Here is a 21,529-nt window from a genome sequence, read left to right as displayed (position 1 = left end):
GGCCAAGGCCAGGGCCGGGGCCGAAGCCGAGACGGGCGGACAGTTCGGTCGGCGTCCTTTGGAGCTGAATCGTTGGCGACATCAGCCCTGGCGAACGGATGGCCGCCATGCCGACGACCGAGACCCGGCGCCAGTGGGCGCCCAAGCGACCCGAAACGTTGAGCGGTTCGACAGCGGCTTCCGCTCGCAGAAGATCGCGCAATATCAAGGATGTAGTGGCATCCGTGATGCCCGACCCCACTACATCCAGGGTCGAGCGCGATCTTGGACCGAGGTGTGAGGTGCACCGGCTGCCATTCGCCGCGGACGCGGTATGCGGGCGCCCACTGGGGCTGATCGACTCGGGTTTCTGGAAGTCGGGGTATCCGGATCAGGTGGACGGCCCGGTTTCCTGCATGGCGAGTCGGTCGTGGGTGGTCGGCGCGGGAGGAGAGCCGTGATGTCGTAAACGATTCAGCTCCAAAGGACGCCCGGACAACGCATGGCGGCCGAGCCCGCTCCCGCCCGCCGGCTGCATCCGGGCACCGGCCCGTCGGACGGCGGCAGGTCGGGCACTGACGCGTCAGACGGCAGCCCGTCAGACGGCAGTCCAGCGGGTAGCGGCCCGGCCGGCAGCAACGCGGGCGGCGCAGCCCGGCCGAAAGCAGCCCAACGGACAGCGGCCCGGCCGACAGCGCGCGCGGGCGACCCAGCCCAGCCGAAAGCAGCCCAACGGGCAACGGCCCGGCCGACAGCGCGCGCGGGCGACCCAGCCCAGCCGAAAGCAGCCCAACGGGCAACGACGCGGCCGGCAGCGGGCGCGGGCGGGCGGCCCGGCCGAAAACGGCCCAACGGGCATCGACGCGGTCGGGAGCAGCCCAGCCGGGAGCAGCCCAGCCGGGAGCAGCCCGGTCAGACGTAGAGCGAGGTGAACGGTGCCCAGGGCAGGTTGCGTAGCACCGAGAAGGCCAGCCACGCGGCCAGGAAACCGCCGATGACCTTCGAGCTGATCCGCAGCTCGGGTAGGCGCCAACCGAACGCCTGGTTTCCCGCCCAGGCCACGAAGAGGTACGCGAGGAACGGCAGCGCGAAGACGAACAGGAAGTGGTGCCGGGCGGCGGCCGGCAGGTCGCCGTGCAGCACGTACCAGAGCGCGCGGGTGCCACCACAGCCCGGGCAGTCCAACCCGGTGGTCAACTTGAGCAGGCAGGTGGGCGCGGCGTCCGGGTCGGCGTAGGTCGGGTTGCTGAGCAGCGCGTAACTCATGCCGATCGCGACGCAGCCGACCGCGGCCAGCGGCACTGCCCAGCGCGGGGAACGCTCGTAGAGCCGCAACACGAATCGGGTGATCCGGTCCGGCTCAGGCGCCGGGTAGCCACCCGGCGGGGTGGTCGGCCAACCCTCCGGGCCCGAGCCGCCGGGACCAACGCCACCGGGACCGAAGCCGCCGGGAGACGAGCCGCCGGGACCGAAGCCGCCGGGAGCCGAGCCAGCGGAACCCACGCCGGCGGGATCGAAGCCGCCGAAAGCGGTCCCACCGTCGGCCGGTGCCGTGTGGACCGCGCCGGGGGCTGGATGCGGCTGGTCGACCGGTCCGGGAGCGCTCGTCACGCGCTCACGGTACACCGGACACGCCGGCCAACGCGGCGGTGAGCGGACCAGCCAGATCGCCGGCCGCTGGCGGGGCCACCGCATCCAGGCCCAGCCAGCCAGCCAGGCGGTACAGCTCGGCGGCGAGCGCGACGGCGGTCTCCCCCGGGTCGGCGCCGGGTTCGAGCCAGGCGGCCGGCACGAGCAGCACCCCGGCCTTCCGATCGGCCTTCAGGTCGACCCGGGCGGTGAACCGGTCGCCCTGCAGGAACGGCAACACGTAGTAGCCGTAGACCCGCTGTGGCGCCGGCACGTAGATCTCGATCCGGTAGGTGAAGTCGAACAGCCGCTCGGTGCGGGCTCGTTCCCAGATCAGCGGATCGAACGGGCTGACCAGCGTGTTGCCCCGCACCCAGCGGGGCAACCGGGCGGACGCGTGCAGCCACGCCGGCTGTCGCCAGCCCGCCACGGTGACCGGCACCAGCTCACCGGCCTCGGCCAGGTCGGCGACGGCCTGCCGGGCGCCGGCCAGCGGCAACCGGAAGTAGTCGCGCAGCTCCGGCTCGGCGGCGACCCCGAGGGACCGCGCGGCGAGCGAAACCAGCGTCCGGTACGCCTCGGCGTCGGTCGGGGTGGGCGCGGCCAGCACCGCCGCTGGCAGCACCCGCTCGGGCAGGTCGTAGCGGCGGGCGAAGGAGGTGCTGCGCTCGGCGGCGGTCACCTCGCCGGCCCAGAACAGGAACTCCAACGCGCGCTTCACCGCCGACCAGTTCCACCCCCAGTTGCCGGTCTCGCGGGGGGCGTCGTGCTCGATCTCCGCGGCGGTCAGCGGCCCCCGGGCGGCCACCTCGTCGCGGACCCAGGCGACCAGCTCCGGCTGCTCCTGGGCGATCCGCCGCATGCCGCCCCAGGATTCGCTGTGTGCCCGGGCCATTCGCCAGCGCAGCATCGGGTGCAGCTCCACCGGGACCAGCGACGCCTCGTGGCCCCAGTATTCGAACAGGTCACGCGGGCGTCGGTAGGCGGCCTGGTCGAGCAACGTGGTCGGATAGGGCCCGAGCCGGCTGTAGAGCGGCAGGTAGTGCGCCCGTTGCAGCACGTTGACCGAGTCCATCTGGATCAGCCCGACCCGGCCCAGCACGCGACGCAGGTGCCGGCGGGTGGGCACGCCCGTCGGCGTCGGGTCGGCGAAGCCCTGGGCGGCCAGCGCCACGCGGCGGGCCTGGGCGAGCGAGAGTGATTCGGGCGCGGTCATCGTCGGCGACCTTAATTCATCGGTACGACGCCGGTGCGGGAAGCTGGACGTGACGACCAACGGGGCATAGAACGGTGCAATGCTGACCATCCGTCGGGAGGAGCCGGACGACGCCGAGGCGGTCGCCCGGGTACACGTGCACGGCTGGCAGGCGGGCTACGCCGGCTTCATGCCGGACGAGGTGCTCGGGCGGCTCAACGTGGTGGCCTGGGCGCAGCGTCGTCGCGACGTCGGCACCGCCGATCCGGAGCACCCGTTCATCACGCTGCTCGGCGAGGTGGACGGGTCGGTGGTGGGCTTCACCACCTTCGGGCCGTACCGCCGCAACCAGGACCGGGACGACCTGGACCCGACGGTCGGTGAGGTGGTGGCGCTCTACGTGGAGCCGGCCCACTGGGGTGACGGGACCGCGGCGGCGTTGCTGGACGCCGCCCGGAGCGGGCTCACCGAGCGGGGTTGGGCCGACTACCGGGCGTGGGTGCTGGCGGACAACCGGCGGGCCCGGCGGTTCTGCGAACGCGCCGGCCTGTCACCGGACGGTGAGCGGTCGACCTACCAGGTGCCGCTGGCCGGTGGGGGTCCGCCGGTCGGGCTGGTCGAGCTGCGGTACGCCGGACGCCTCGACAGCTGACCCGTTGGCGGTCAGCCACCGGCGGATCGGCAGGAAGGCCAGCAGCGCCAGACTGACCCACACGTAGGCGTTGCTGCCCAGGAAGCCGTCGACGCCGGTGAAGTCCTTCTCCCAGAACCAGACGGTCCGGCTGATCAGCAGCACGTACCCGATGGTCGCGGCGACCAGCAGGACCCACCGTCGCCGGCCGGCCGGCGCGGCCATCGCGTTCTCGACCAGCAGGATCAACGCGGGCAGGAGCCAGACCAGGTGATGCACCCAGGTGACCGGGCTGACCAGGCACATCACCGCGCCGGTCAGTGCCAGGCCGGTCGCCTCGTCGCCGGCCGCGACAGCGGCCCGGGACCGCCAGGCCCAGAGGGCCAGGGTGCCGAGCACCAGCAGCAGCCACAGCAGGGTGCTCGGGTGCTCCGGGTCGAGCCGGGCGACCACCCCGCGCAACGACTGGTTGGAGACGAAGGCCAGCTCGCCCACCCGCCCGGTGTTCCACAGGGCCTCGGTCCAGAACTCCCGGGACGCGTCCGGGAAGAGCGCGGCGGCCAGCAACGACACCCCGGCGGCGGTGCCGCTGGCGGTCAACGCCGCCCGCCAGCGTCCGGTCACCAGCAGGTAGACGATGAAGACGCCGGGGGTCAGTTTGATCGCCGTGGCGAGGCCGATGCCCACCCCGGCCCATCGGTTGCCGGCCCGCAGCAGGCGCAACAGGTCCACCGCCACCAGGAAGAGCAGCAGCGTGTTGACCTGGCCGAAGTTGACGGTCTCCCGCATCGGCTCGAACGCGGCGGCCAGGCAGAGCGCCACGGCGAGGGCGAACCACCGGGTCCAGCCGGCGCGGCGGGCGATCGGGTCGACGAGCCACCAGATCAGCACCGTGGTGGTGGCCACGCTGGCGAGGACGCTCACCACGATCGCGGCCGTCCATGGCAGGTACGCCATCGGCAGCATGACCAGGGCGGCGAACGGCGGGTAGGTGAAGCCGTACTGGGTGTTCGGCTTGAGGTAGTCGTAGATCTCCCCGCCGTCGTGCACCCACCACGTCAACGCGCCGTAGTAGACCTTCAGGTCGAAGAAGCCGTGCCGCACGGCAGCGACGGCGAGGAACCCGGTGACCGCCGCGGCGAGCACCACCACCCCGACGACCTGCGCGGTCGTCCTGTTGGCACCCTGCGCCACCGTCGTCTCCCCCGCCCTGCGTAGGCTTCCGTCCCATGGCTCTCGGGTACGTCCGCCCGGCGCGTCCCGAGGACGCCGGCGAGATCGCACGCATCCAGCTCGCGACCTGGCGGGTCGCGTACCGCCGGATCCTGCCTCGGCATGTGCTCGACAACCTGGACGAGGCGTTCCTCGCCCGGCGGTGGAGCGCCGCGGTGCTGGAGCCGCCCTCGGGCGCGCACCGGGTGCTGGTCGCCGTCGAACAGGCCGAGCAATCGTATCTGGTGGGGTTCGCCGCCTCCGGCCCGGCCGACGGCGAGGCCCTGGCCCCGGGTGAGCCGGCCGACGCGCTCGGCCCGGACGTGGCGGCGGTGACCGACCTGCTGGTGGAGCCACGCTGGGGTCGGCGCGGGCACGGCAGTCGGCTGCTCGCCGCCGCCGTCGACCTGTGGCGGGAGGACGGCATGAGTCGGGCGGTGGCCTGGGCGTTCGACGGTGACGAGGCGACCCGCACGTTCCTCACCAGCACCGGCTGGGAGCTCGACGGCGCGGCCCGGGCGCTCGACGTCGACGACATGCTGGTGCCTCAGGTGCGCCTGCATGTGGCGGTGCCGACCGAGCCACTCGCCGAGGACCGCCCCGGCGAGTGACCCGGCCGGGTCAGCCCTTGTCGGAGCCGTCGTTGGCGTCGCGGACGAAGTACCGCTGGAAGACCACGAAGATGATCGCTACCGGGATGGTGGCCAGTAGCGCGGCACCGAGCTTGAGCGGGTACTGGGTGCCCTTGCCGAGCGAGCCGCTGACCAGGTCGGCCAGTCCGCGCGGCAGGGTGAACAGGTCCGGGTCCTGCACCGACACCAGGCTGTGTGGGAACTCGTTCCAGGAGCCCTGGAACGACAGGATGGTCAGGGTGATCAGCGCCGGTTTCGCCATCGGCAGCACCACCGACCAGAAGGTACGGAAGATGCTCGCCCCGTCGATCCGGGCGGCCTCCTCGACACTGACCGGGATCGACTCGAAGAACTGTTTCATGATGAACACGCCCGCCGCGTCGGCCAGCAGCGGCACCACCAGACCGGCGTAGCTGTTGTAGAGGCCGAGCTGGTTGAGCACCAGGAACTTCGGGATGAGCAGCACCACCCCGGGCACCGCCATCACCGCGATGACCGCCGCGAACAGCCCGCCGCGACCGGCGAACCGCAGCCGGGCCAGCGCGTACCCGGCGAGCGAGTCGAAGAACACCCGGCCGAGGGTGACCAGCACCGTCACCAGCAGCGAGTTGCCCAGCCATAGCGGAAAGTTGGTGCCGGCGAAGATCCGTTCGAAGCCGGCCAGGGTGAGCGGGTCGGGGAACGGTGACAGCGGGTTCGCCGCCGCGTCGGGCTCGGTCTTGAGCGAGTTGCCGATCTGGATGACGAACGGGTAGAGGAACACCAGCGCGAAGAAGACGAGTGTGGCGTACCCCAGAAATCGGCTGGTGAGGGTGCGGGCCGCGCGCTGCTGACGCCGCGCGGGCGCCGCCGGGCGGTCGGTGAGCACTGCCATCTCAGGACCTCTCCGGTACGCGTCGACGCCGCCAGCCGCGTCGCGGCCGGTCGGTGTCCCGCTCGGCCAGCGCCCGGCGCTGGATCAGCGTGAGCACGATGATGATCAGGAACAGGACGAACGAGATCGCCGCGCCAGAGCCGTAGTCGAAGTCCCGGAAGGCGGTCCGGTACGACAGGTACGCCGGGGTGAGCGTGGTCTTGGCCGGGTCGCCCTGGCTCATCACGTACACCTGGTCGAAGACCTGCCAGGAGCCGATCATGCCGAGGGTGAGCACCAGGAAGGTGGTGGGTCTGATCATCGGCAGGGTGACGTGCCGAAAGCGCTGCCACCGGGACGCGCCGTCGAGGGTGCTGGCCTCGTCGAGCGTGACCGGCACGTTCTGCAGCCCGGCGAGGAACATCAGCATGAAGGTGCCGGAGGTGGTCCAGACGACCAACGTGATGATCGACATCATCGCCACGCTCGGGCCGGCCAACCAGTCCCACCAGCTCAACCCGAACGGCCCGCCGTCGGTCAGTGCCGCCGGTGGCGAGTCCACGCCGACCGCGCCGAACAGCAGGTGCAGCACGCCCCGGGAGTCGGCGAACCACTCCGGGCCGTCGATGCCGAAGAAGCCGAGCAGCGCGTTCACCGCGCCGGAGTTGGCGAAGAGGAACAGGAACACCACGCTGATCGCGACCGAGCTGGTGACCGAGGGGAAATAGAAGGCGCTGCGGAAGAAGCTCTTGCCCTTGAGCATCCGGTTGTTGACGACCAACGCCAGTCCGAGCGCCAGCACCGTCTGCGCCGGCACCACGATCGCCACGTAGTAGATGTTGTTGCGGATGCTGGTCATGAAGTCGCGACGGGCCAGCCCGTCCTCGGTGAACAACTGGGTGTAGTTGTGGCCGCCGACGAACGGGACGTCGCCGGTGAACGGGCTGCCCTGGCCGTTCCAGTCGGTGAGGCTGACCCAGAGCGCCATCAGGATCGGCAGCAGCAGGAACAGCCCCAGAATGACGATCACCGGCGCGACGAAGAGCCAGCCGGCGAGGTTCTCGTTGCTGCGGATGCCGCCCCTGCGTCGGCGAGGATCCGACCCGGGCGCGGTCGCCGCGGCGGTCAGTGTCTCGGTTGCCATCTTCCCTCCCTCCCTTCCTCTCTCCGGCCGACGTGCGGCGGGGGCCCAGGTGAACACCTGGGCCCCCGCCGTCACCTCAGCTGCCGCCGAGCGCCGCCTTGGCGTTCTTGTCGAAGTTCTGCAGGACGGTCTTCGGGTCGCCGTTGGCCAGCCCCTGCAGACCGGTGTCGAGGTCCTTGAGGACGCTGTCCATCTTCGGGGCGTTCACCGGGCCCTGGGCGTACGCGGCGCCGTCGATGAACGGCTTGTCGGCCGGGAAGGCGCTGGTGTACTGCTCGCCCGCGGACTGCCGGGACGGCATGACGCCGAACGCCTTCGCGAAGGCCATCTGCTGCTCGCCGCTGGTCATCGCCTCGACGAACTTGATCGCCTGGTCCTTGTACTTGCTCTTGGCGGCGACACCCCAGCACTGGGTGAAGGACAGGGTGCCCTGCCCCTTGGGACCGGCCGGCAGCGCCACCACCTTGTACTTCACGTTCGGGAAGTCGTTCTGCAGGGCACCCTTGATCCAGTTGCCCTCGATGGTCATCACTGCCTTGCCCTTGCCGAACGCCTCACCGGACCAGCCGGCGTCGAGCTGCTTCGGGTACTTCGCCAGGCCGGTGGTGAGCATGGTCTTGACGTACTGGAGGGCGGCCAGGTTCTCCGGGGTGTCGGCGGTGGGCTGCTTGCCGTCCTTGCTGGTCAGCCAGCCACCGTTCTGCACCATGAAGGCGCCGATCCGGTCCCGGGTGTCACCGATGGCGAGCGGGACCTGCCCCTTCGCCTTGATCTTCTGGGCGACCGCGGTGAGCTGGTCCCAGGTCGTCGGCACGTCGGCGTCGGTCAGCCCGGCCTTGGCCCACAGGTCAGTGTTGATCTGCAGGGCCAGCGTGGAGAAGTCCTTGGGCGCGCAGTAGAGCTTGCCGTCGTACGTGAAGGTGGTGCGCAGGCTCTCGTAGAAGTCGCCGGAGTTGCTGATCTTGTCGCCGTACGGTTCCAGGGCGCCGACGCTGGCGTAGTCGGCGAACTGGGCCGCGTCCACGTAGAAGACGTCCGGCGGGGTGCCGCCGGCGAGAGCCTGACCGAGCTGCTGGGTGAGGTCCTGCGCCGGGGTGACGGTGGCGGTGTTGCCGGAGCTGCCGGCCCACGTCGCGGCGGCGTCCTGCACCGCCTTGGTCTCGGCCTCGCCGGACGAGCCGATCAGGATCTGCAGGCTGGCCGGGCCGCTGGACTGGGCGGTGTCGCCGGACGAGTCGTCGAAGCCGCTGCCGCAGGCGGCGGAGCCGAGGAGGGCGACGGCGGCGAGGCCGGCCACCGCTGCCCGGGTGATTGTTCGGGGTGCCATGGTTTCTCCTGGTGGGGGGTGTGGGACTACGCGGTGTGCCGCAGCGCCAGCGAGGGCTGGAGCAGCACGGGGGTAGGGGTCTCGTGGTCGCCGTCGAGGACCCCGGTGAGCAGGTCCACGCAGCGGGCGGCGGCGTCGCCGAGCGGTTGGCTGACGCTCGTCAGCCCGACCGCGGCGGCCACCGGCGTGTCGTCGAAGCCGATCACCGACACCTGCGGGTCGACGCCGCGGATCGCCTGGAGGGCACCGAGGGCGAGTGAGTCGCTGGCGCAGACCACGGCGCTCGGCGCCACGGCGACCAGCAGGTCTCGCATCAACCGCTCCCCCTCGGCGATGCCGTCCTCGGTCTCCCGGTGCAGCCCGGTCGGGTCGACGCCGGCTTCGCGCAGCGCGTCGCGCCAGCCGGCCCGCCGGTCGTCGCCGACTCCGGAGCCGTCGGGCCAGCCGATGAAGGCGATCCGCCGGTGGCCGGCGTCGAGCAGGTGCCGGGCGGCCTGGGCGGTGCCGGCGGCGCCGTCCACGTCCACCCAGGGGTGCGCGTCGAGCGCGTCCCACGGGCGACCGAAGGTCACGAACGGTACGTCCCGGTCGGCGAGCCATTCGGTACGCGGGTCGCCGTACTTGGTGCCCACCAGCACGAACGCGTCCAACTCGTAGGTGCCGAGCAGGTCGCCGTAGGTGGCGATCTCCCGTTCGTCGTCGGTGGCGGTGTAGAGCAGCACCCGGTAGCCGGCGGCGTCGGCGGTTTCGGTGAGGCCGTGCAGGAAGCGGTCGAGCACGGAGCCGTTGATGCCGTCGCGGGTCGGGTCGATGCGGGCGGCGATGAGGCGGGACCGGCCCGTACGCATCTGGCGGGCGGCCTGGTTGGCCCGGTAGCCGAGCGCGTTGATCGCGTCCTGGACCCGCTGACGGGTCTCCTGCCGCACGATGTGCGGGCTGTTGAGGACGTTGGACACGGTCTGCCGGCTGACTCGGGCGTGCCGGGCCACCGTCGCGATGGTCACCTTTTCGGCCACTTAATCCCTCTCGCCATCTTGAACGATCCAATTTGGATAAGGCAGGATTGGATCGTTCAAGTTTCTGGAATGTTTCGCACTTTGCACCGCCAGGGGCGCGTTGTCAAGACGGCCGCCCCGCACCCCGAGGATCTGGAGCCACACCGTGATCGAACGCCAGCTGCAACCCCTCCTGCACGAGTTGGCAGGGGTGGTCTTCGCCCCCACCAGCGCGCTGGGGGACGCGACCGGGCAGATCCGCCCGACCGGCGTCCAAGGCGTCTTCCACGCCGACGCCCGGGTGCTCTCCCGCGCCGAGCTGCGGGTCGACGAACGGGAACTCGAGGGATTGACCCGCGGCGACGACGGCCCGCACGGTGCACGCTTCGTCGGCCTGGCCCGCTGGCTCGGCGACCCCACCCCCGACCCGACGGTCCGCGTCGACCGTCTGCGCCGGGCCACCCGCAACGGCCTCACCGAGGAGCTGCGGATCGTCTCCACCGCCACTGTCGACGTAACCGCCACCGTCACCGTCGACCTCGGCTGCGACCTGGCACCCATCGAGGCCGTCAAGTCCGGTAGCGCCGCCGCCGCACTGGAGGCCAAGACCGGCCAGCCGGGCGTGCTCACCTGGTCGGGAGCGGGAATCACCGTCGCCGTCACCGCGTCCGACGCGGACGTGCTGGCCGACGGCGAGCGTGCCACCGCGCCACGGCTGGCGTGGCCGGTCCACCTGCCTCCCGGCGGCGAGACCGTGCTGCGCTGGCAGTTGGCCGTCGAGGACCCGCGCGCCGTCGTCGTCGGCCCGGCCGGCGAGCCGGAGTGGTCCCGACCCGAGGTGACCGCCGACGACCGACGCCTGGCCCGACTGCTGGACCGCAGCCTCGACGATCTGCGCGGCCTCCGACTGGCCGAGACCGGCGCCCCCGGGGACGTGTTCCTCGCCGCCGGGGTGCCCTGGTTCCTCACCCTGTTCGGCCGGGACAGTCTCTGGGCCGCCCGGATGATGCTGCCGCTCGGCACCGACCTGGCCGCCGGCACCCTGCGCGTACTCGCCCGCCGGCAGGGCACCCGGCTCGACCCGGCGACCGGCGAAGCCCCCGGCAAGATCCTCCACGAGCTGCGCCGACACGAGTTCACGGTGCCCGGCAACGGCCTGCGCCTACCACCGGCGTACTACGGCACCGTCGACGCCACGATGCTCTGGGTCAACCTGCTGCACGACGCCTGGCGCTGGGGCATGCCCGCCGAGCAGGTCGAGCCCCTGCTGCCGCACCTGGAGGCGGCTCTGCGCTGGCTCGGCGAGCACGCCGACCCCGACGGCGACGGCCTGGTCGAGTACGTCGACACCACCGGACACGGGCTGTCCAACCAGGGTTGGAAGGACTCCGGTGACGCCGTCCGATTCCGCGACGGCACCCTGGCCACCGCGCCGATCGTGCTGGCCGAGGTGCAGGGTTACGCGCACGAGGCGGCAGTGAACGGCGCGGCCCTGCTGGACGCCTTCGGCCGACCGGACGCCGACCGGTGGCGCGAGCACGCCGCCGCGCTTGTCGGCCGGTTCCGCGAGAGCTTCTGGGTCGACGGCCGCCACGGGCCGCAACCCGCGCTCGCCCTCGACCGCGACAAGCGCCCGGTCGACTCGCTGACCAGCAACATCGGCCACCTGCTCGGCACCGGCCTGCTCGACCGGGACGAGGAAGCCCAGGTCGCGCACCTGCTCACCACCGACACCATGGCCGCCGGGTTCGGGCTGCGGACCATGTCCAGCGACGACGCCGGCTTCAGCCCGCTGTCGTACCACTGTGGCTCGATCTGGACCCACGACACGGCGATCGTGCTCGGAGGGCTGGCCCGTGCCGGGCACCGGGAGGCCGCGCTCGGCCTGACCGAGGGGCTGCTCAGCGCGGCCGAGGCGTTCGACTACCGGATGCCGGAACTGTACGGCGGCGACGACCGCGCACTGGTGAACCGGCCGGTTCCGTACCCGGCCGCGTGTCGACCGCAGGCGTGGGCCGCGACGGGTGCGGTGCTGCTGCTCCAGGCCGCAACGGGGCTCTACCCGGACGTGCCGGGCGGCACGGTCCGACTGGCACCCCTGGCGGGAGCAGAGTTGGGTGCGGTAGCGGTCGACGGCCTCCGCGTGGCGAACACCCGGGTGCACGTGTCTGTCGACCGCGCCGGCGAAGCCACAGTCACCGGCCTCCCCACCCCGCTAACCCCAACCCTCCCCACCCAACGCCGCCCCAAATCCCCAACCCACCCCAGCTAACCCACCCCTGCCCACGCCCCGCTGCGAGCACCCACCCCTCCCCAGCACCCCGTCCCCGCCCGCCGCTGCGTCCCCGCTGCCGCCAACACCCCGCCCCCGCCCCGCCCCGTCCCGTCCCGTCCCCGCCTCCGTCCCCGTCCCCGGCCCCGTCCGTCGATCATGGAGTTGTGGTGGGCAACAGCTCCGCGTACGCCCCTTTTGTGAGGCACCACAACTCCATGATCGACGCCGGCCCCGGCCGGACGCCCCGGCGATCTTGCAGTTTCGGTTGCCGTTACGGGTGGGATGTCCTCTATGCCGCGACAGGAAGTGCTAGATCGCGGGGGCCGGGGGCCGAGGGCGGGGGTCGGGGTCGGGGGTCGGGGTCGGGGGTTAGGGGGTCGGGGGTCAGGGGGTTTGTTCGGCGATCAGCTCTTCGTCGTCGACCTCGCCCGTCGGGTGGAAGCCCAGGGACTCGTAGAGGGCGGCAGCCTTGGTGTTGTCGGGGTGGTACGAGAGACGGACCGGGGGGTTGCCCTCCCGGGCCGCCAGCCAGGGAGCCAGCGTCTGCACGGTGGCCCTGCCGACGCCCCGGCCCTGCTCGGCGGCGTCGATCAGCATCCCGCCGATCCAGTGTGAGCCGTCGTCGTCCACGCCCCACATGACGTGACCGACGACGGTCTCGTCGGCGTACACCGCCAGCGAGTTCCACACCTCGGAGCGGGTGCTCAACAGCAGATAGCGCGCGCCCAGCGCGGCCACGAATCGGCGCTGGTCGTCGTGCGGGGCAACGTCGGCCACCGCACGCCAGTTGTCGTCGTCTACCGGTCGCAGCGTCACTCGCCGCCCGCGCCGGTCCAGGTGTCCACCATCGATCATCGGCGGATGCTACCCGGTCGGTCCGGGTGCGGAGATCTTGGACAGTTTCCGTCAGCGCGTGACGGTAACTGTCCAAGATCTGCGCCCGGAACGAGGAAGCGGGCAGGTCTGAGCTCAGTCGAGCAGGGCGTCCAGGCCGACGGTGAGGCCGGGGCGGTTGCGCACCGCGCGGACGGCCAGCAGCACGCCCGGCATGAACGACACCCGGTCGTACGAGTCGTGCCGGATGGTCAGCGTCTCGCCGGTACCGCCGAACAGCACCTCCTGGTGGGCCACCAGACCGGTGGCGCGCACCGCGTGGACGCGTACCCCGTCGATCTCGGCGCCGCGCGCACCCGGCACCTCGTCCTTCGTCGCGTCTGGGGCCGGGCCGAGGCCGGCCTCGGCGCGGGCCTGGGCGATCTGCCGGGCGGTATGAGTGGCGGTGCCACTCGGGGCGTCCAGCTTGCGCGGGTGATGCTGCTCGATGATCTCGACGGACTCGAAGTGTCGGGCGGCCCGCGCGGCGAACTGCATCATCAGCACCGCGCCGATACCGAAGTTCGGGGCGATGACCACGCCCACCTCGGACCGGTCGGTCAGCCAGCCGCGCACCTGCTCCAGCCGTCGCTCGGTGAAGCCGGTCGTGCCGACCACCGCGCTGATGCCCTGCTCGATGCACCACCGGAGGTTGTCCATGACGACGTCCGGCGTGGTGAAGTCGACGACCACCTTGGCACTGGCCACGGCGGAACGGTCGTCGCCCTGGTCGATCGACGCCACCAGGGTGAGGTCGTCGGCGGCGTCGACCGCCTTGCAGACCTCGACGCCCATCCGGCCACGGGCACCGAACACGCCGACCCGCACCAGCCCGGCGGGGGTCTTCTCCTGCTCGTCAGTCACGGGGCACAACCTATCCCAATCGGGACGGGCCCTTCTGGCCGGATCCGGGGTATCCACCCGCCGAGACAGCGCGCCCGACAAGGGCCGCACCGCGCTGCAACGGAAGCACTCGGGCCGCGCTGGGGACGGAGGACTCAGACCGCCCAACAGCGAAAGGACTCAGACCGCGCAAACAGCGAAAGAGCTCAGACCGCGCAAACAGCGAAAGAGCTCAGACCGCGCAAACAGCGGAAGGACTCAGACCGCGAAGTCGCCCGCGCCGAAGGGACCCACGACGGCCAGCGACATCGGCCGGTTGAGCAGCTCGGCGGCGAGCACGTTCACGTCCTCCACGGTGACCTCGTCGACCCGGCGGAGCAGCTCGTCGACGGGCATCAGGTCGCCGTAGAGCAGCTCACCCTTGGCCAGTCGGCTCATCCGGGAACCGGTGTCCTCCAGGCCGAGCACGAACGACCCCTTGCTCATCCCCTTGCCCCGGGCCACCTCCGCCTCGGTCAACCCGTCGGCGGCCACCCGGGCCAGCTCGGCGCGGGTCAGGGCCAGCACCTCGTCCACCTTGCCCGGCGCGCAGCCGGCGTAGACGGCGAACAGGCCGGTGTCGGCGTACTGGCTGGCGTAGGAGTAGACCGAGTACGCGAGGCCACGCTGCTCGCGGATCTCCTGGAACAGCCGGCTGGACATGCCACCGCCGAGCACGTTGTTGAGCACCCCGAGGGCGAACCGTCGATCGTCGAGCCGGTCGATGCCGGGGCAGCCGAGGATGACGTGTGCCTGCTCGGTCTCCTTCGGCTCCACCAGTGTGGTCGCCGGCTTGGTGCGTACCGCCGGGGTCGCCGCGCGGTGCGGCGCCGGGCCGGCCGGGTCGCTGTCCAGCGGGGTTCCGCGCACGGCCTGACGGACCAGCTTGACCACCGCGGAGTGGTCGAGGTTGCCGGCGGCGGCGATGACGATCTGCGGCGCGGTGTAACGACCCCGGTAGAAGGTCTGGATCTGCCGCCGGGTCATCGGGGTGACGGTCTCCGCGGTGCCGGAGATCAGCCGGCCCAGCGGGTGATCGCCGTAGACGGCCTGGACGAAGAGGTCGTGCACCTCGTCACCCGGCTCGTCGTCATGCATGGCGATCTCCTCCAGGATCACGCCACGCTCGGTCTCGACGTCGGCCGCCTCCAGCAGCGAGTCCGCGACCAGATCGCACATCACGTCGATCGCCAGCGGCAGGTCCTCGTCCAGCACGCGGGCGTAGTAGCAGGTGTATTCCTTCGTGGTGAAGGCGTTGGTCTCGCCACCCACCGCCTCGATCTGCGAGGAGATCTCCAGTGCGGTGCGCTTGTGGGTGCCCTTGAAGAGCAGGTGCTCGAGGAAGTGCGCGGCCCCGGCCTGCGGGCCGGTCTCGTCACGCGAGCCGACCGCAACCCAGATGCCGAACGAGACGCTGCGCATCGCCGGAATCGCCTCGGTGAGGACGCGCAGGCCGCTGGGCAGCACGGTACGACGTACCGTGCCGCCCAGCGGGTCGTCGCTGAGCGTCCGGGTCACCGCGCGGGCGGTGCCGCCGGAGCGGCCCGCCCCGGTGTCCCGAACTCGACTCGCTTGGCTGGCCCGCCAGCCGGGGGCCACCCCCCGTCGATCCGGTGGAAACGGCGCGCTGATGGCCCGACTCACGACTTGCTCCCGGTTCGACGAGGGGTGGGTGATGCGTTGTGCGACGGTCAGCTGTGCCGGGTCCGACGGCGCGGACGCTCGCCGCCCTCGCCACCCTCGCCGCCGCCACCCTCGCCGCCGCGCTCCGGGCCACGCCCGCCACGGTCGCCGCCACGCTCACGGTCGCCGCGGTCACGCGGAGCCCGGTCGCCCCGGTCCCGACCAGCCGGCCGGTCGCCAGCGGCGGCCTCACCGGCGGCCGGAGCCTCGGTGCCCTCCGGACGGACCTTGTCGAGGTAGATCTTGCCGCGGGCGTCGATGTCCGCGATCTCGACCTCGACCCGGTCACCGACGTTGAGGAAGTCCTCGACGCGCTCGACCCGCTTGCCGTCGCCCACCTTGGAGATGTGCAGCAGGCCGTCACGGCCCGGCAGGAGCGAGATGAACGCGCCGAACGCGGCGGTCTTGACCACCGTGCCGAGGAACCGCTCGCCCTGCTTCGGCAGCGTCGGGTTGGCGATGCCGTTGATCCGGTCGACGGCCGCCTGGGCCGACGGGCCGTTGGTGGCGCCGACGTAGATCGTGCCGTCGTCCTCGATGGAGATCTCGGCGCCGGTCTCGTCCTGGATCGCGTTGATGGTCTGCCCCTTCGGGCCGATCACCATGCCGATCTTGTCCACCGGGATCTTGACGGTGGTGACCCGCGGCGCGTAGTCGGACATCTCGGCCGGAGCCTCGATCGCCGCCTTCATGACACCGAGGATGATTTGCCGGGCCTCGTTCGCCTGCTGCAACGCGGCGGCCAGCACGTCCGACGGGATGCCGTTGAGCTTGGTGTCGAGCTGGAGCGCGGTGACGAACTCCGGCGTGCCGGCGACCTTGAAGTCCATGTCACCGAACGCGTCCTCGGCACCGAGGATGTCGGTCAGCGTCACGTACTGGGTCTTGCCGTCCACCTCGTCGGAGATGAGGCCCATCGCGATGCCGGCGACCGGCGCCTTCAGCGGAACACCCGCGGAGAGCAGGCCCAGCGTCGACGCGCAGACCGAACCCATCGAGGTGGAGCCGTTGGAGCCGAGCGCCTCCGACACCTGCCGGATGGCGTACGGGAACTCCTCGCGCGAGGGCAGCACGGGGATCAGCGCGCGCTCGGCGAGCGCGCCGTGGCCGATCTCGCGACGCTTCGGCGAGCCGACCCGGCCGGTCTCACCGGTCGAGTACGGCGGGAAGTTGTAGTTGTGCATGTAGCGCTTGCGGTTCTCGGGGGACAGCGTGTCCACCATCTGCTCCATGCGGAGCATGTTCAGCGTGGTGACGCCCAGGATCTGGGTCTCGCCCCGCTCGAACAGCGCCGAACCGTGCACCCGGGGCAGCACGCCGACCTCGGCGGTCAGCGCCCGGATGTCGCGCGGGCCACGCCCGTCCATGCGGACCTGCTCGCGCAGCACGCGGTTGCGCACCTCGGACTTGGTCAGCGACCGGAAGGCAGCGCTGAGCTCCTTCTCCCGACCCTCGAACCGAGCGCCCAGCTCCTCGGCGACCCGGGCCTTGACCCGGTCCAGGGCCTCCTCGCGGTCGGCCTTGCCGGCGATGGTGATCGCCTCGGCCACGTCACCGCGAGCGAACTCGGCGACGGCGTCGTACACGTCGTCCTGGTAGTCCAGGAAGACCGGGAACTCGGTGACCGGCTTGGCGGCGACCTCGGCCAGCTCGCTCTGCGCGCGGCACAGCTCGCGGATCGCCGGCTTGGCGGCCTCCAGGCCGCTGGCGACGACCTCCTCGGTCGGGGCGGTGGCACCGGCCGAGATGAGGGTGACGGCGTTCGGGGTGGCCTCGGCCTCGACCATCATGATCGCGACGTCGCCGTCCTCGAGCGTGCGGCCGGCGACGACCATGTCGAAGGTGGCGCGAGCCAGCTCCTCCAGGGTCGGGAAGGCGACCCACTGGCCGTCGATGTGGGCGACCCGGGTCGCACCGATCGGGCCGGAGAACGGCAGGCCGGAGAGCTTGGTCGACATCGAGGCGGCGTTGATCGCCACGACGTCGTACGGGTGCTGCGGGTCGAGCGCGAGGATGGTCTCGACGACCTGGACCTCGTTGCGCAGGCCCTTGACGAAGGACGGGCGCAGCGGCCGGTCGATCAGCCGGCAGGTGAGGATCGCGTCCTCGCTGGGCCGACCCTCGCGGCGGAAGAACGAGCCGGGGATGCGGCCCGCGGCGTACATCCGCTCCTCGACGTCGACGGTCAGCGGGAAGAAGTCGAACTGCTCCTTCGGGTGCTTACCGGCGGTCGTGGCGGAGAGAACGACCGTCTCGCCCAGCTGGGCGATGACGGAACCGGCGGCCTGGCGAGCCAGCCGGCCGGTGGAGAAGGTGATCTCGCGGGTGCCGAAGGACCCGTTGTCGATCACGGCGGTGCGGGATTCGGTGCCGAGTTTGGTCTCGGTCATGTGCTGTCGTGCTCCTTCGCGTCGTGGGCCCACGACATCGGGGAGCTGCTCAGCCGGCCGGTCTTCGATCGAAGCGCCCGGGGGCCGGCATGATGCCGGGGTTCCCGGGGGCCACTACCGGAGACCGGTACGCTGACCGGCTCCCTCTCGGGTGGTCGCGCGGCCCGTGTTTCTTCAGGTGGGACGCGGTACGGGGGAGCAGCCGACCGGCCACTCCCCCGTCACGTCACCGGCGCAGACCGAGCCGCTCGATGAGCGACCGGTAGCGGGCAATGTCCTTCTTCTGGACGTAGTTGAGCAACCGACGGCGACGGCCGACCAGCAGCAGCAGCCCACGGCGGCTGTGGTGGTCGTGCTTGTGCACCTTCAGGTGCTCGGTCAGCTCGGCGATCCGCTTGGTGAGGACCGCTACCTGGACCTCCGGCGAACCGGTGTCGCCCTCGGCGGTCGCGTACTCCGCGCGGATGCTGGCCTTGGCTTCCTGATCGAGCGCCATGTTCTCCCTGTTTCGATGGGTTGATCAAGTGGGTGTCCGTCGTCCCGATGGACCGGGAACGGACCGGTACCTCGCACCCGCGGCGTCGAGCAGGCACGCGAGGCCCCACGCCGGTCACCCGACGTCCCGGCAAGACTACCAGCACTCGCCGGTAACACCCGGCGAAGGGCCTCGGTGGCGGCCCGGCGCCCCCGGCACGATCAGGCCAGTACGCGCCGGGTGCGCTCGACGTCCTGATTCATCTGGGCGATCAACGGCTCGATCGAGTCGTACCGGATCTGGCCCCGCAGGTGCGCCACGAAGTCCAGGGCCAGCCGCTCGCCGTACAGGTCGCCGGAGAAGTCCAGCGCGTACGCCTCCACCCGTCGCTCCCGGCCGGAGAAGGTCGGGTTGGTGCCCACGGACACCGCCGCCAGCAACGGCTCGTGGTGACCGCGACGGATCAGCCGGGCCGCGTACACGCCGTCGGCGGGCACCGCCGCGTACCGGTGACACAGCAGGTTGGCGGTGGGGAAGCCCAGCTCCCGGCCTCGCTGGTCGCCGCGGACCACGACGCCCTCCACCCGGTGTGTGCGGCCCAGCGCGCCGGCCGCCGCGCCCACGTCACCCGCGTCGACGCAGGACCGGATGTACGTGGAGGAGAAGACGGTGCCGGCCTCGGCGACCAGCGGGGCACCCTCCACGCCGAAGCCGAACGTCTGACCCAGCCGTTCCAACAACGCCACGTCGCCGGCGGCCCGGTGCCCGAAGCGGAAGTTGCCGCCGACCACCACCAACGCGGCGTGCAGGTTCTCGACCAGGACGTCGTGCACGAATTGCTCGGCCGGCACCCGGGAGAACTCCGGGGTGAACGGCACCACGCAGAGCACGTCCACGCCGAGCGCCTCGATCAACTCGGCCTTACGGGCCGGCTCGGTGAGCACCGCCGGGTGCGAACCGGGGCGGACCACCTCGGCCGGGTGCGGGTCGAAGGTGACCACCACCGACTGCACGCCCAACTCGCGGGCCCGGGCCACGGCGTGCCCGATGGTCGCCTGGTGCCCCTTGTGCACGCCGTCGAAGACCCCGATGGTGACCACCGAGCGTCCCCATCCGCCAGGCGCCGCGTCGTAGCCCCGCCACCGCTGCATGCCGTTCCTCTCTGCTGTCCCGCCGGCCGGCGGGTCGACACCGCCGGCTGCGGGCCGGCGGACCTGCGCTGCGCTGTCAGGCCGGTGCGAGCACGATCTCCGCGCGGGCCCGTCCGTCCCGCTCGCTGACGATAGCGATCAGGCCGCCGGCCGGCCCGAAGACGGCGTACGGCCCGGTCAGGCCGGCCGGGTCCAACGGCCCTCCGTGGGCGAGCACCCGGGCCTCGTCCGGCGTGGCCTCCCGGCGCGCGAAGAACCGGTCGGCGGCCGCGTCCAGTGGCAGGTTCACCACGTCCGGGGCGCGCTGTTCCAGCTCGGCGAGGGTCGCGGCCTCGGCGAGGGTGAAGCCGCCCACCGCGGTGCGCCGCAGTGCCGTGAGGTGCCCGCCGACGCCGAGCGCCAGGCCGGCGTCGCGGGCGATGGCCCGGATGTACGTGCCGGAGGAGCAGGTCACGTCCACGTCCACGTCCACCACGTCCGGCTCGGTGCGGCGGATCGCCAGCACCTCCAAGCGGGAGATGGTGACCCGCCGCGCCGGCAACTCGACGCTCTCCCCGTCGCGGACCCGCTTGTACGCCCGTTGTCCGTCGATCTTGATGGCGCTGACCGCGCTCGGCACCTGGTCGACCTCGCCGCTCAGTCCGGCCAGCGCCGAGGAGATCGCGTCGTCGGTGACCTGCCCGGCCGGCACGGTGGCGGTGACGTCGCCCTCGGCGTCGTCGGTGACTGTGGTCTGGCCGAGCCGGATCGTGCCGGTGTAGCTCTTGCCCGCGCCGATCACGTAGGTCAGCAGCCGGGTGGCCCGGCCGACACCGATCACCAGCACGCCGGTCGCCATCGGGTCGAGGGTGCCGCCGTGCCCGACCCGTCGGGTCTTCGCCAGTCGGCGGATGCGCGCCACCACGTCGTGCGACGTCATGCCGCCGGGCTTGTCGACCACGATCAGACCATCGGTGCTCACGTCGGCCAAGCCTGCCAGATGGCCCGTACTCCGCAGGGCGTGGGCACGCCCTGCGTGACCCGAGCCTCCGCTGACGCGGTCCGAGCCGCTCCGTCGGGACGAGGCGTCCGTCCGCTGAAGATCGAGCGGGGCAGCCGTGCCGGGGCCGCGCTGGTGCTGGGCACCTACCATCTGCTCGCGCGCCACCAGCGGCGGCGAGACTGACGGGGGAAGCATGGACAGCACGTCGTCGAGCGGGCCCACACCGAACGACCCGGTCGATCCGCCACCGCCGCCCGCCGCGGTAGCGCAGGTCAACCCGGTGCAGCTACCGGATTGGCTCCGCACCTCGCAGACCGAGCATCAGCCCACCGGGTGGGACCGGGTGCGGTTCTTCTCGGCCCGGCACAACGGGGCCATGCTGCTCGGCCTCGGGCTGGTGCTGGCGCTGCTGATGGTCGTCGGCGGGGTGGTGTTGGTCGGTCGGGTCGCCGACGGTGTCCGCACGTCCGCCTCCGCGAGCCCCACCCCGAGCCGCACCCCACCCGTGAGCAGGGTCGGCGAACCACGCGACCTGTTCGCCGGATCCCCGGCGGCCTCCTTCGCGCCCGCCGAGGAGGCCGTGCGGATGCCGGCGGCCAAGGGCACCGGGCCGTTCACCGCGACCCAGGTGCGCACAGCGCTGGAGTCGGTGCGCAAGGCGCTGATCGAGGGCCGGGTCGACATCTCGATGTTCTCCGGGGATCCGGAGCCGTTCCTCGCGCTGCTCGCCCCGGACGCTCGCGAACGGCTCCGGGGCGACTTCACCAATGGCAGCTTCCTGCGGTACGCCACCAGGATGGGGTCACCGTCGGAGTGGGAGTTCGGCGTCCGCGCCGACGGCCGGGTCAGTTACCGGGCCACCAGTCAGAACGGCGTCCGGCTGCTGGAGGTCTCCACGGAGTTCGTCTGGGCGTACCCGTTCGACGTCGACCTGCGGGCCCCCGCCGGCGCGACAGTGGTGGCGCTACGCGACCGGGTGGTGTGGCAGGTGCCGCACCCGGACGACGTGCCGGCTTCCTCCCGCGGCCTCTGGATCACCTCGGCGGAGGCCGTGACCTGGAACGCGGACTGCTCTCAGCTCCGTGAGGGCTGGGTGCGGGAGCAGTTCTGGATGGCCGATGTGCACCGGGACCGGATACCGGCGGGCGACCCGGGCACCATCTTCGACCTTGACGCGCCCGCGCCGACCACCACGCGCTGCTGACCGGCCGGCCCCGGCGA

At 71.7% G+C, this 21,529-nt stretch carries 20 protein-coding genes; 6 read left to right on the top strand and 14 right to left on the bottom strand.

Annotated elements, in window-relative coordinates; all coding sequences use genetic code 11:
* On the top strand, window positions 1-280 hold a 280-nt coding region (locus AB0877_RS10670; protein ID WP_366608336.1), incomplete at its 5' end, for a hypothetical protein.
* 611 nt (window positions 281-891) lie between these two features.
* Here AB0877_RS10670 and AB0877_RS10665 read toward each other — a convergent pair.
* Window positions 892-1,482 (bottom strand): DUF2752 domain-containing protein, encoded by a 591-nt coding sequence (locus tag AB0877_RS10665; RefSeq protein ID WP_366608429.1) that lies wholly within the window; start codon window positions 1,480-1,482, stop codon window positions 892-894.
* 112 nt (window positions 1,483-1,594) lie between these two features.
* Window positions 1,595-2,824 carry a crosslink repair DNA glycosylase YcaQ family protein gene (locus AB0877_RS10660; RefSeq protein WP_366608335.1) on the bottom strand — a complete coding sequence of 410 codons (1,230 nt, stop codon included), beginning with the start codon at window positions 2,822-2,824 and terminating at the stop codon, window positions 1,595-1,597.
* A gap of 79 nt (window positions 2,825-2,903) precedes the next feature.
* Between AB0877_RS10660 and AB0877_RS10655 the strand changes: the two genes are divergently transcribed.
* The gene (locus tag AB0877_RS10655) at window positions 2,904-3,455 is read left to right on the top strand and encodes a GNAT family N-acetyltransferase (protein WP_366608334.1); all 552 of its coding nucleotides are present in this window, start codon (window positions 2,904-2,906) and stop codon (window positions 3,453-3,455) included.
* On the opposite strand, the gene AB0877_RS10650 is transcribed toward AB0877_RS10655, so the two are convergent.
* Window positions 3,354-4,628: a glycosyltransferase 87 family protein gene (locus tag AB0877_RS10650; protein WP_366608333.1), complete on the bottom strand. Its 1,275-nt coding sequence runs from the start codon at window positions 4,626-4,628 to the stop codon at window positions 3,354-3,356. The two genes, AB0877_RS10655 and AB0877_RS10650, sit on opposite strands and share 102 nt — an antisense overlap.
* Window positions 4,629-4,663: 35 nt before the next feature.
* On the opposite strand from AB0877_RS10650, the gene AB0877_RS10645 reads away from it, so the two are divergent.
* Window positions 4,664-5,257 carry a GNAT family N-acetyltransferase gene (locus tag AB0877_RS10645; protein WP_366608332.1) on the top strand — a complete coding sequence of 198 codons (594 nt, stop codon included), beginning with the start codon at window positions 4,664-4,666 and terminating at the stop codon, window positions 5,255-5,257.
* Window positions 5,258-5,267: 10 nt separating this feature from the next.
* On the opposite strand, the gene AB0877_RS10640 is transcribed toward AB0877_RS10645, so the two are convergent.
* The 4 genes from AB0877_RS10640 to AB0877_RS10625 form a co-directional block, all read right to left on the bottom strand.
* On the bottom strand, window positions 5,268-6,152 hold the full coding sequence (locus AB0877_RS10640) for a carbohydrate ABC transporter permease (RefSeq protein WP_366608331.1): 885 nt from the start codon (window positions 6,150-6,152) through the stop codon (window positions 5,268-5,270).
* A gap of 1 nt (window position 6,153) precedes the next feature.
* The gene (locus tag AB0877_RS10635; RefSeq protein ID WP_366608330.1) at window positions 6,154-7,275 is read right to left on the bottom strand and encodes a sugar ABC transporter permease; all 1,122 of its coding nucleotides are present in this window, start codon (window positions 7,273-7,275) and stop codon (window positions 6,154-6,156) included.
* Between the two features lie 76 nt (window positions 7,276-7,351).
* Window positions 7,352-8,602 (bottom strand): extracellular solute-binding protein, encoded by a 1,251-nt coding sequence (locus AB0877_RS10630; protein ID WP_366608329.1) that lies wholly within the window; start codon window positions 8,600-8,602, stop codon window positions 7,352-7,354.
* 26 nt (window positions 8,603-8,628) lie between these two features.
* The gene (locus AB0877_RS10625) at window positions 8,629-9,618 is read right to left on the bottom strand and encodes a LacI family DNA-binding transcriptional regulator (protein ID WP_366608328.1); all 990 of its coding nucleotides are present in this window, start codon (window positions 9,616-9,618) and stop codon (window positions 8,629-8,631) included.
* Window positions 9,619-9,763: 145 nt separating this feature from the next.
* On the opposite strand from AB0877_RS10625, the gene AB0877_RS10620 reads away from it, so the two are divergent.
* Window positions 9,764-11,869, top strand: a complete 2,106-nt coding sequence (locus AB0877_RS10620; RefSeq protein ID WP_366608327.1) for a glycogen debranching N-terminal domain-containing protein — start codon at window positions 9,764-9,766, stop codon at window positions 11,867-11,869.
* A 387-nt stretch (window positions 11,870-12,256) separates the two neighbouring features.
* Here AB0877_RS10620 and AB0877_RS10615 read toward each other — a convergent pair whose 3' ends face one another.
* From AB0877_RS10615 to truB, 7 genes are all read right to left on the bottom strand, one after another.
* Window positions 12,257-12,727, bottom strand: a complete 471-nt coding sequence (locus AB0877_RS10615) for a GNAT family N-acetyltransferase (RefSeq protein WP_366608326.1) — start codon at window positions 12,725-12,727, stop codon at window positions 12,257-12,259.
* Window positions 12,728-12,841: 114 nt separating this feature from the next.
* Window positions 12,842-13,609, bottom strand: a complete 768-nt coding sequence (gene dapB / locus AB0877_RS10610) for a 4-hydroxy-tetrahydrodipicolinate reductase (RefSeq protein ID WP_366608325.1) — start codon at window positions 13,607-13,609, stop codon at window positions 12,842-12,844.
* Between the two features lie 237 nt (window positions 13,610-13,846).
* A complete protein-coding gene (locus AB0877_RS10605) occupies window positions 13,847-15,271 on the bottom strand; it encodes a pitrilysin family protein (protein ID WP_366608324.1) in 1,425 nt (474 codons plus the stop codon).
* A 47-nt stretch (window positions 15,272-15,318) separates the two neighbouring features.
* Window positions 15,319-17,700 (bottom strand): polyribonucleotide nucleotidyltransferase, encoded by a 2,382-nt coding sequence (locus tag AB0877_RS10600; RefSeq protein WP_366608323.1) that lies wholly within the window; start codon window positions 17,698-17,700, stop codon window positions 15,319-15,321.
* 226 nt (window positions 17,701-17,926) lie between these two features.
* A complete protein-coding gene (gene rpsO, locus AB0877_RS10595) occupies window positions 17,927-18,196 on the bottom strand; it encodes a 30S ribosomal protein S15 (protein WP_030337594.1) in 270 nt (89 codons plus the stop codon).
* A 200-nt stretch (window positions 18,197-18,396) separates the two neighbouring features.
* Entirely contained in the window at window positions 18,397-19,326 is a 930-nt protein-coding gene (locus tag AB0877_RS10590) for a bifunctional riboflavin kinase/FAD synthetase (protein WP_366608322.1), read from the bottom strand.
* Window positions 19,327-19,402: 76 nt separating this feature from the next.
* On the bottom strand, window positions 19,403-20,287 hold the full coding sequence (gene truB, locus AB0877_RS10585; protein ID WP_366608321.1) for a tRNA pseudouridine(55) synthase TruB: 885 nt from the start codon (window positions 20,285-20,287) through the stop codon (window positions 19,403-19,405).
* A gap of 18 nt (window positions 20,288-20,305) precedes the next feature.
* Here truB and AB0877_RS10580 point away from each other — a divergent pair, with 18 nt between their 5' ends.
* Window positions 20,306-20,491 carry a hypothetical protein gene (locus tag AB0877_RS10580; protein WP_366608320.1) on the top strand — a complete coding sequence of 62 codons (186 nt, stop codon included), beginning with the start codon at window positions 20,306-20,308 and terminating at the stop codon, window positions 20,489-20,491.
* A gap of 10 nt (window positions 20,492-20,501) precedes the next feature.
* Window positions 20,502-21,512 (top strand): hypothetical protein, encoded by a 1,011-nt coding sequence (locus tag AB0877_RS10575; protein WP_366608319.1) that lies wholly within the window; start codon window positions 20,502-20,504, stop codon window positions 21,510-21,512.
* The last annotated feature ends 17 nt before the right edge of the window (window positions 21,513-21,529 follow it).

It is taken from the genome of Micromonospora sp. NPDC047644, assembly GCF_040704315.1.
Classification (GTDB): domain Bacteria; phylum Actinomycetota; class Actinomycetes; order Mycobacteriales; family Micromonosporaceae; genus Micromonospora.
This window is presented reverse-complemented; position numbering and strand designations above follow the sequence as displayed.

What these genes read in the sequence shown, in the direction of transcription:
- AB0877_RS10660 (WP_366608335.1), bottom strand. Translation starts at nt 2,824, where the DNA reads ATGACCGCGCCCGAATCACTCTCGCTCGCCCAGGCCCGCCGCGTGGCG.
- AB0877_RS10655 (WP_366608334.1), top strand. Translation starts at nt 2,904, where the DNA reads ATGCTGACCATCCGTCGGGAGGAGCCGGACGACGCCGAGGCGGTCGCC.
- AB0877_RS10645 (WP_366608332.1), top strand. Translation starts at nt 4,664, where the DNA reads ATGGCTCTCGGGTACGTCCGCCCGGCGCGTCCCGAGGACGCCGGCGAG.
- AB0877_RS10640 (WP_366608331.1), bottom strand. Translation starts at nt 6,152, where the DNA reads ATGGCAGTGCTCACCGACCGCCCGGCGGCGCCCGCGCGGCGTCAGCAG.
- AB0877_RS10635 (WP_366608330.1), bottom strand. Translation starts at nt 7,275, where the DNA reads ATGGCAACCGAGACACTGACCGCCGCGGCGACCGCGCCCGGGTCGGAT.
- AB0877_RS10630 (WP_366608329.1), bottom strand. Translation starts at nt 8,602, where the DNA reads ATGGCACCCCGAACAATCACCCGGGCAGCGGTGGCCGGCCTCGCCGCC.
- AB0877_RS10615 (WP_366608326.1), bottom strand. Translation starts at nt 12,727, where the DNA reads ATGATCGATGGTGGACACCTGGACCGGCGCGGGCGGCGAGTGACGCTG.
- AB0877_RS10600 (WP_366608323.1), bottom strand. Translation starts at nt 17,700, where the DNA reads ATGACCGAGACCAAACTCGGCACCGAATCCCGCACCGCCGTGATCGAC.
- rpsO (WP_030337594.1), bottom strand. Translation starts at nt 18,196, where the DNA reads ATGGCGCTCGATCAGGAAGCCAAGGCCAGCATCCGCGCGGAGTACGCG.
- AB0877_RS10590 (WP_366608322.1), bottom strand. Translation starts at nt 19,326, where the DNA reads ATGCAGCGGTGGCGGGGCTACGACGCGGCGCCTGGCGGATGGGGACGC.
- AB0877_RS10580 (WP_366608320.1), top strand. Translation starts at nt 20,306, where the DNA reads ATGGCCCGTACTCCGCAGGGCGTGGGCACGCCCTGCGTGACCCGAGCC.
- AB0877_RS10575 (WP_366608319.1), top strand. Translation starts at nt 20,502, where the DNA reads ATGGACAGCACGTCGTCGAGCGGGCCCACACCGAACGACCCGGTCGAT.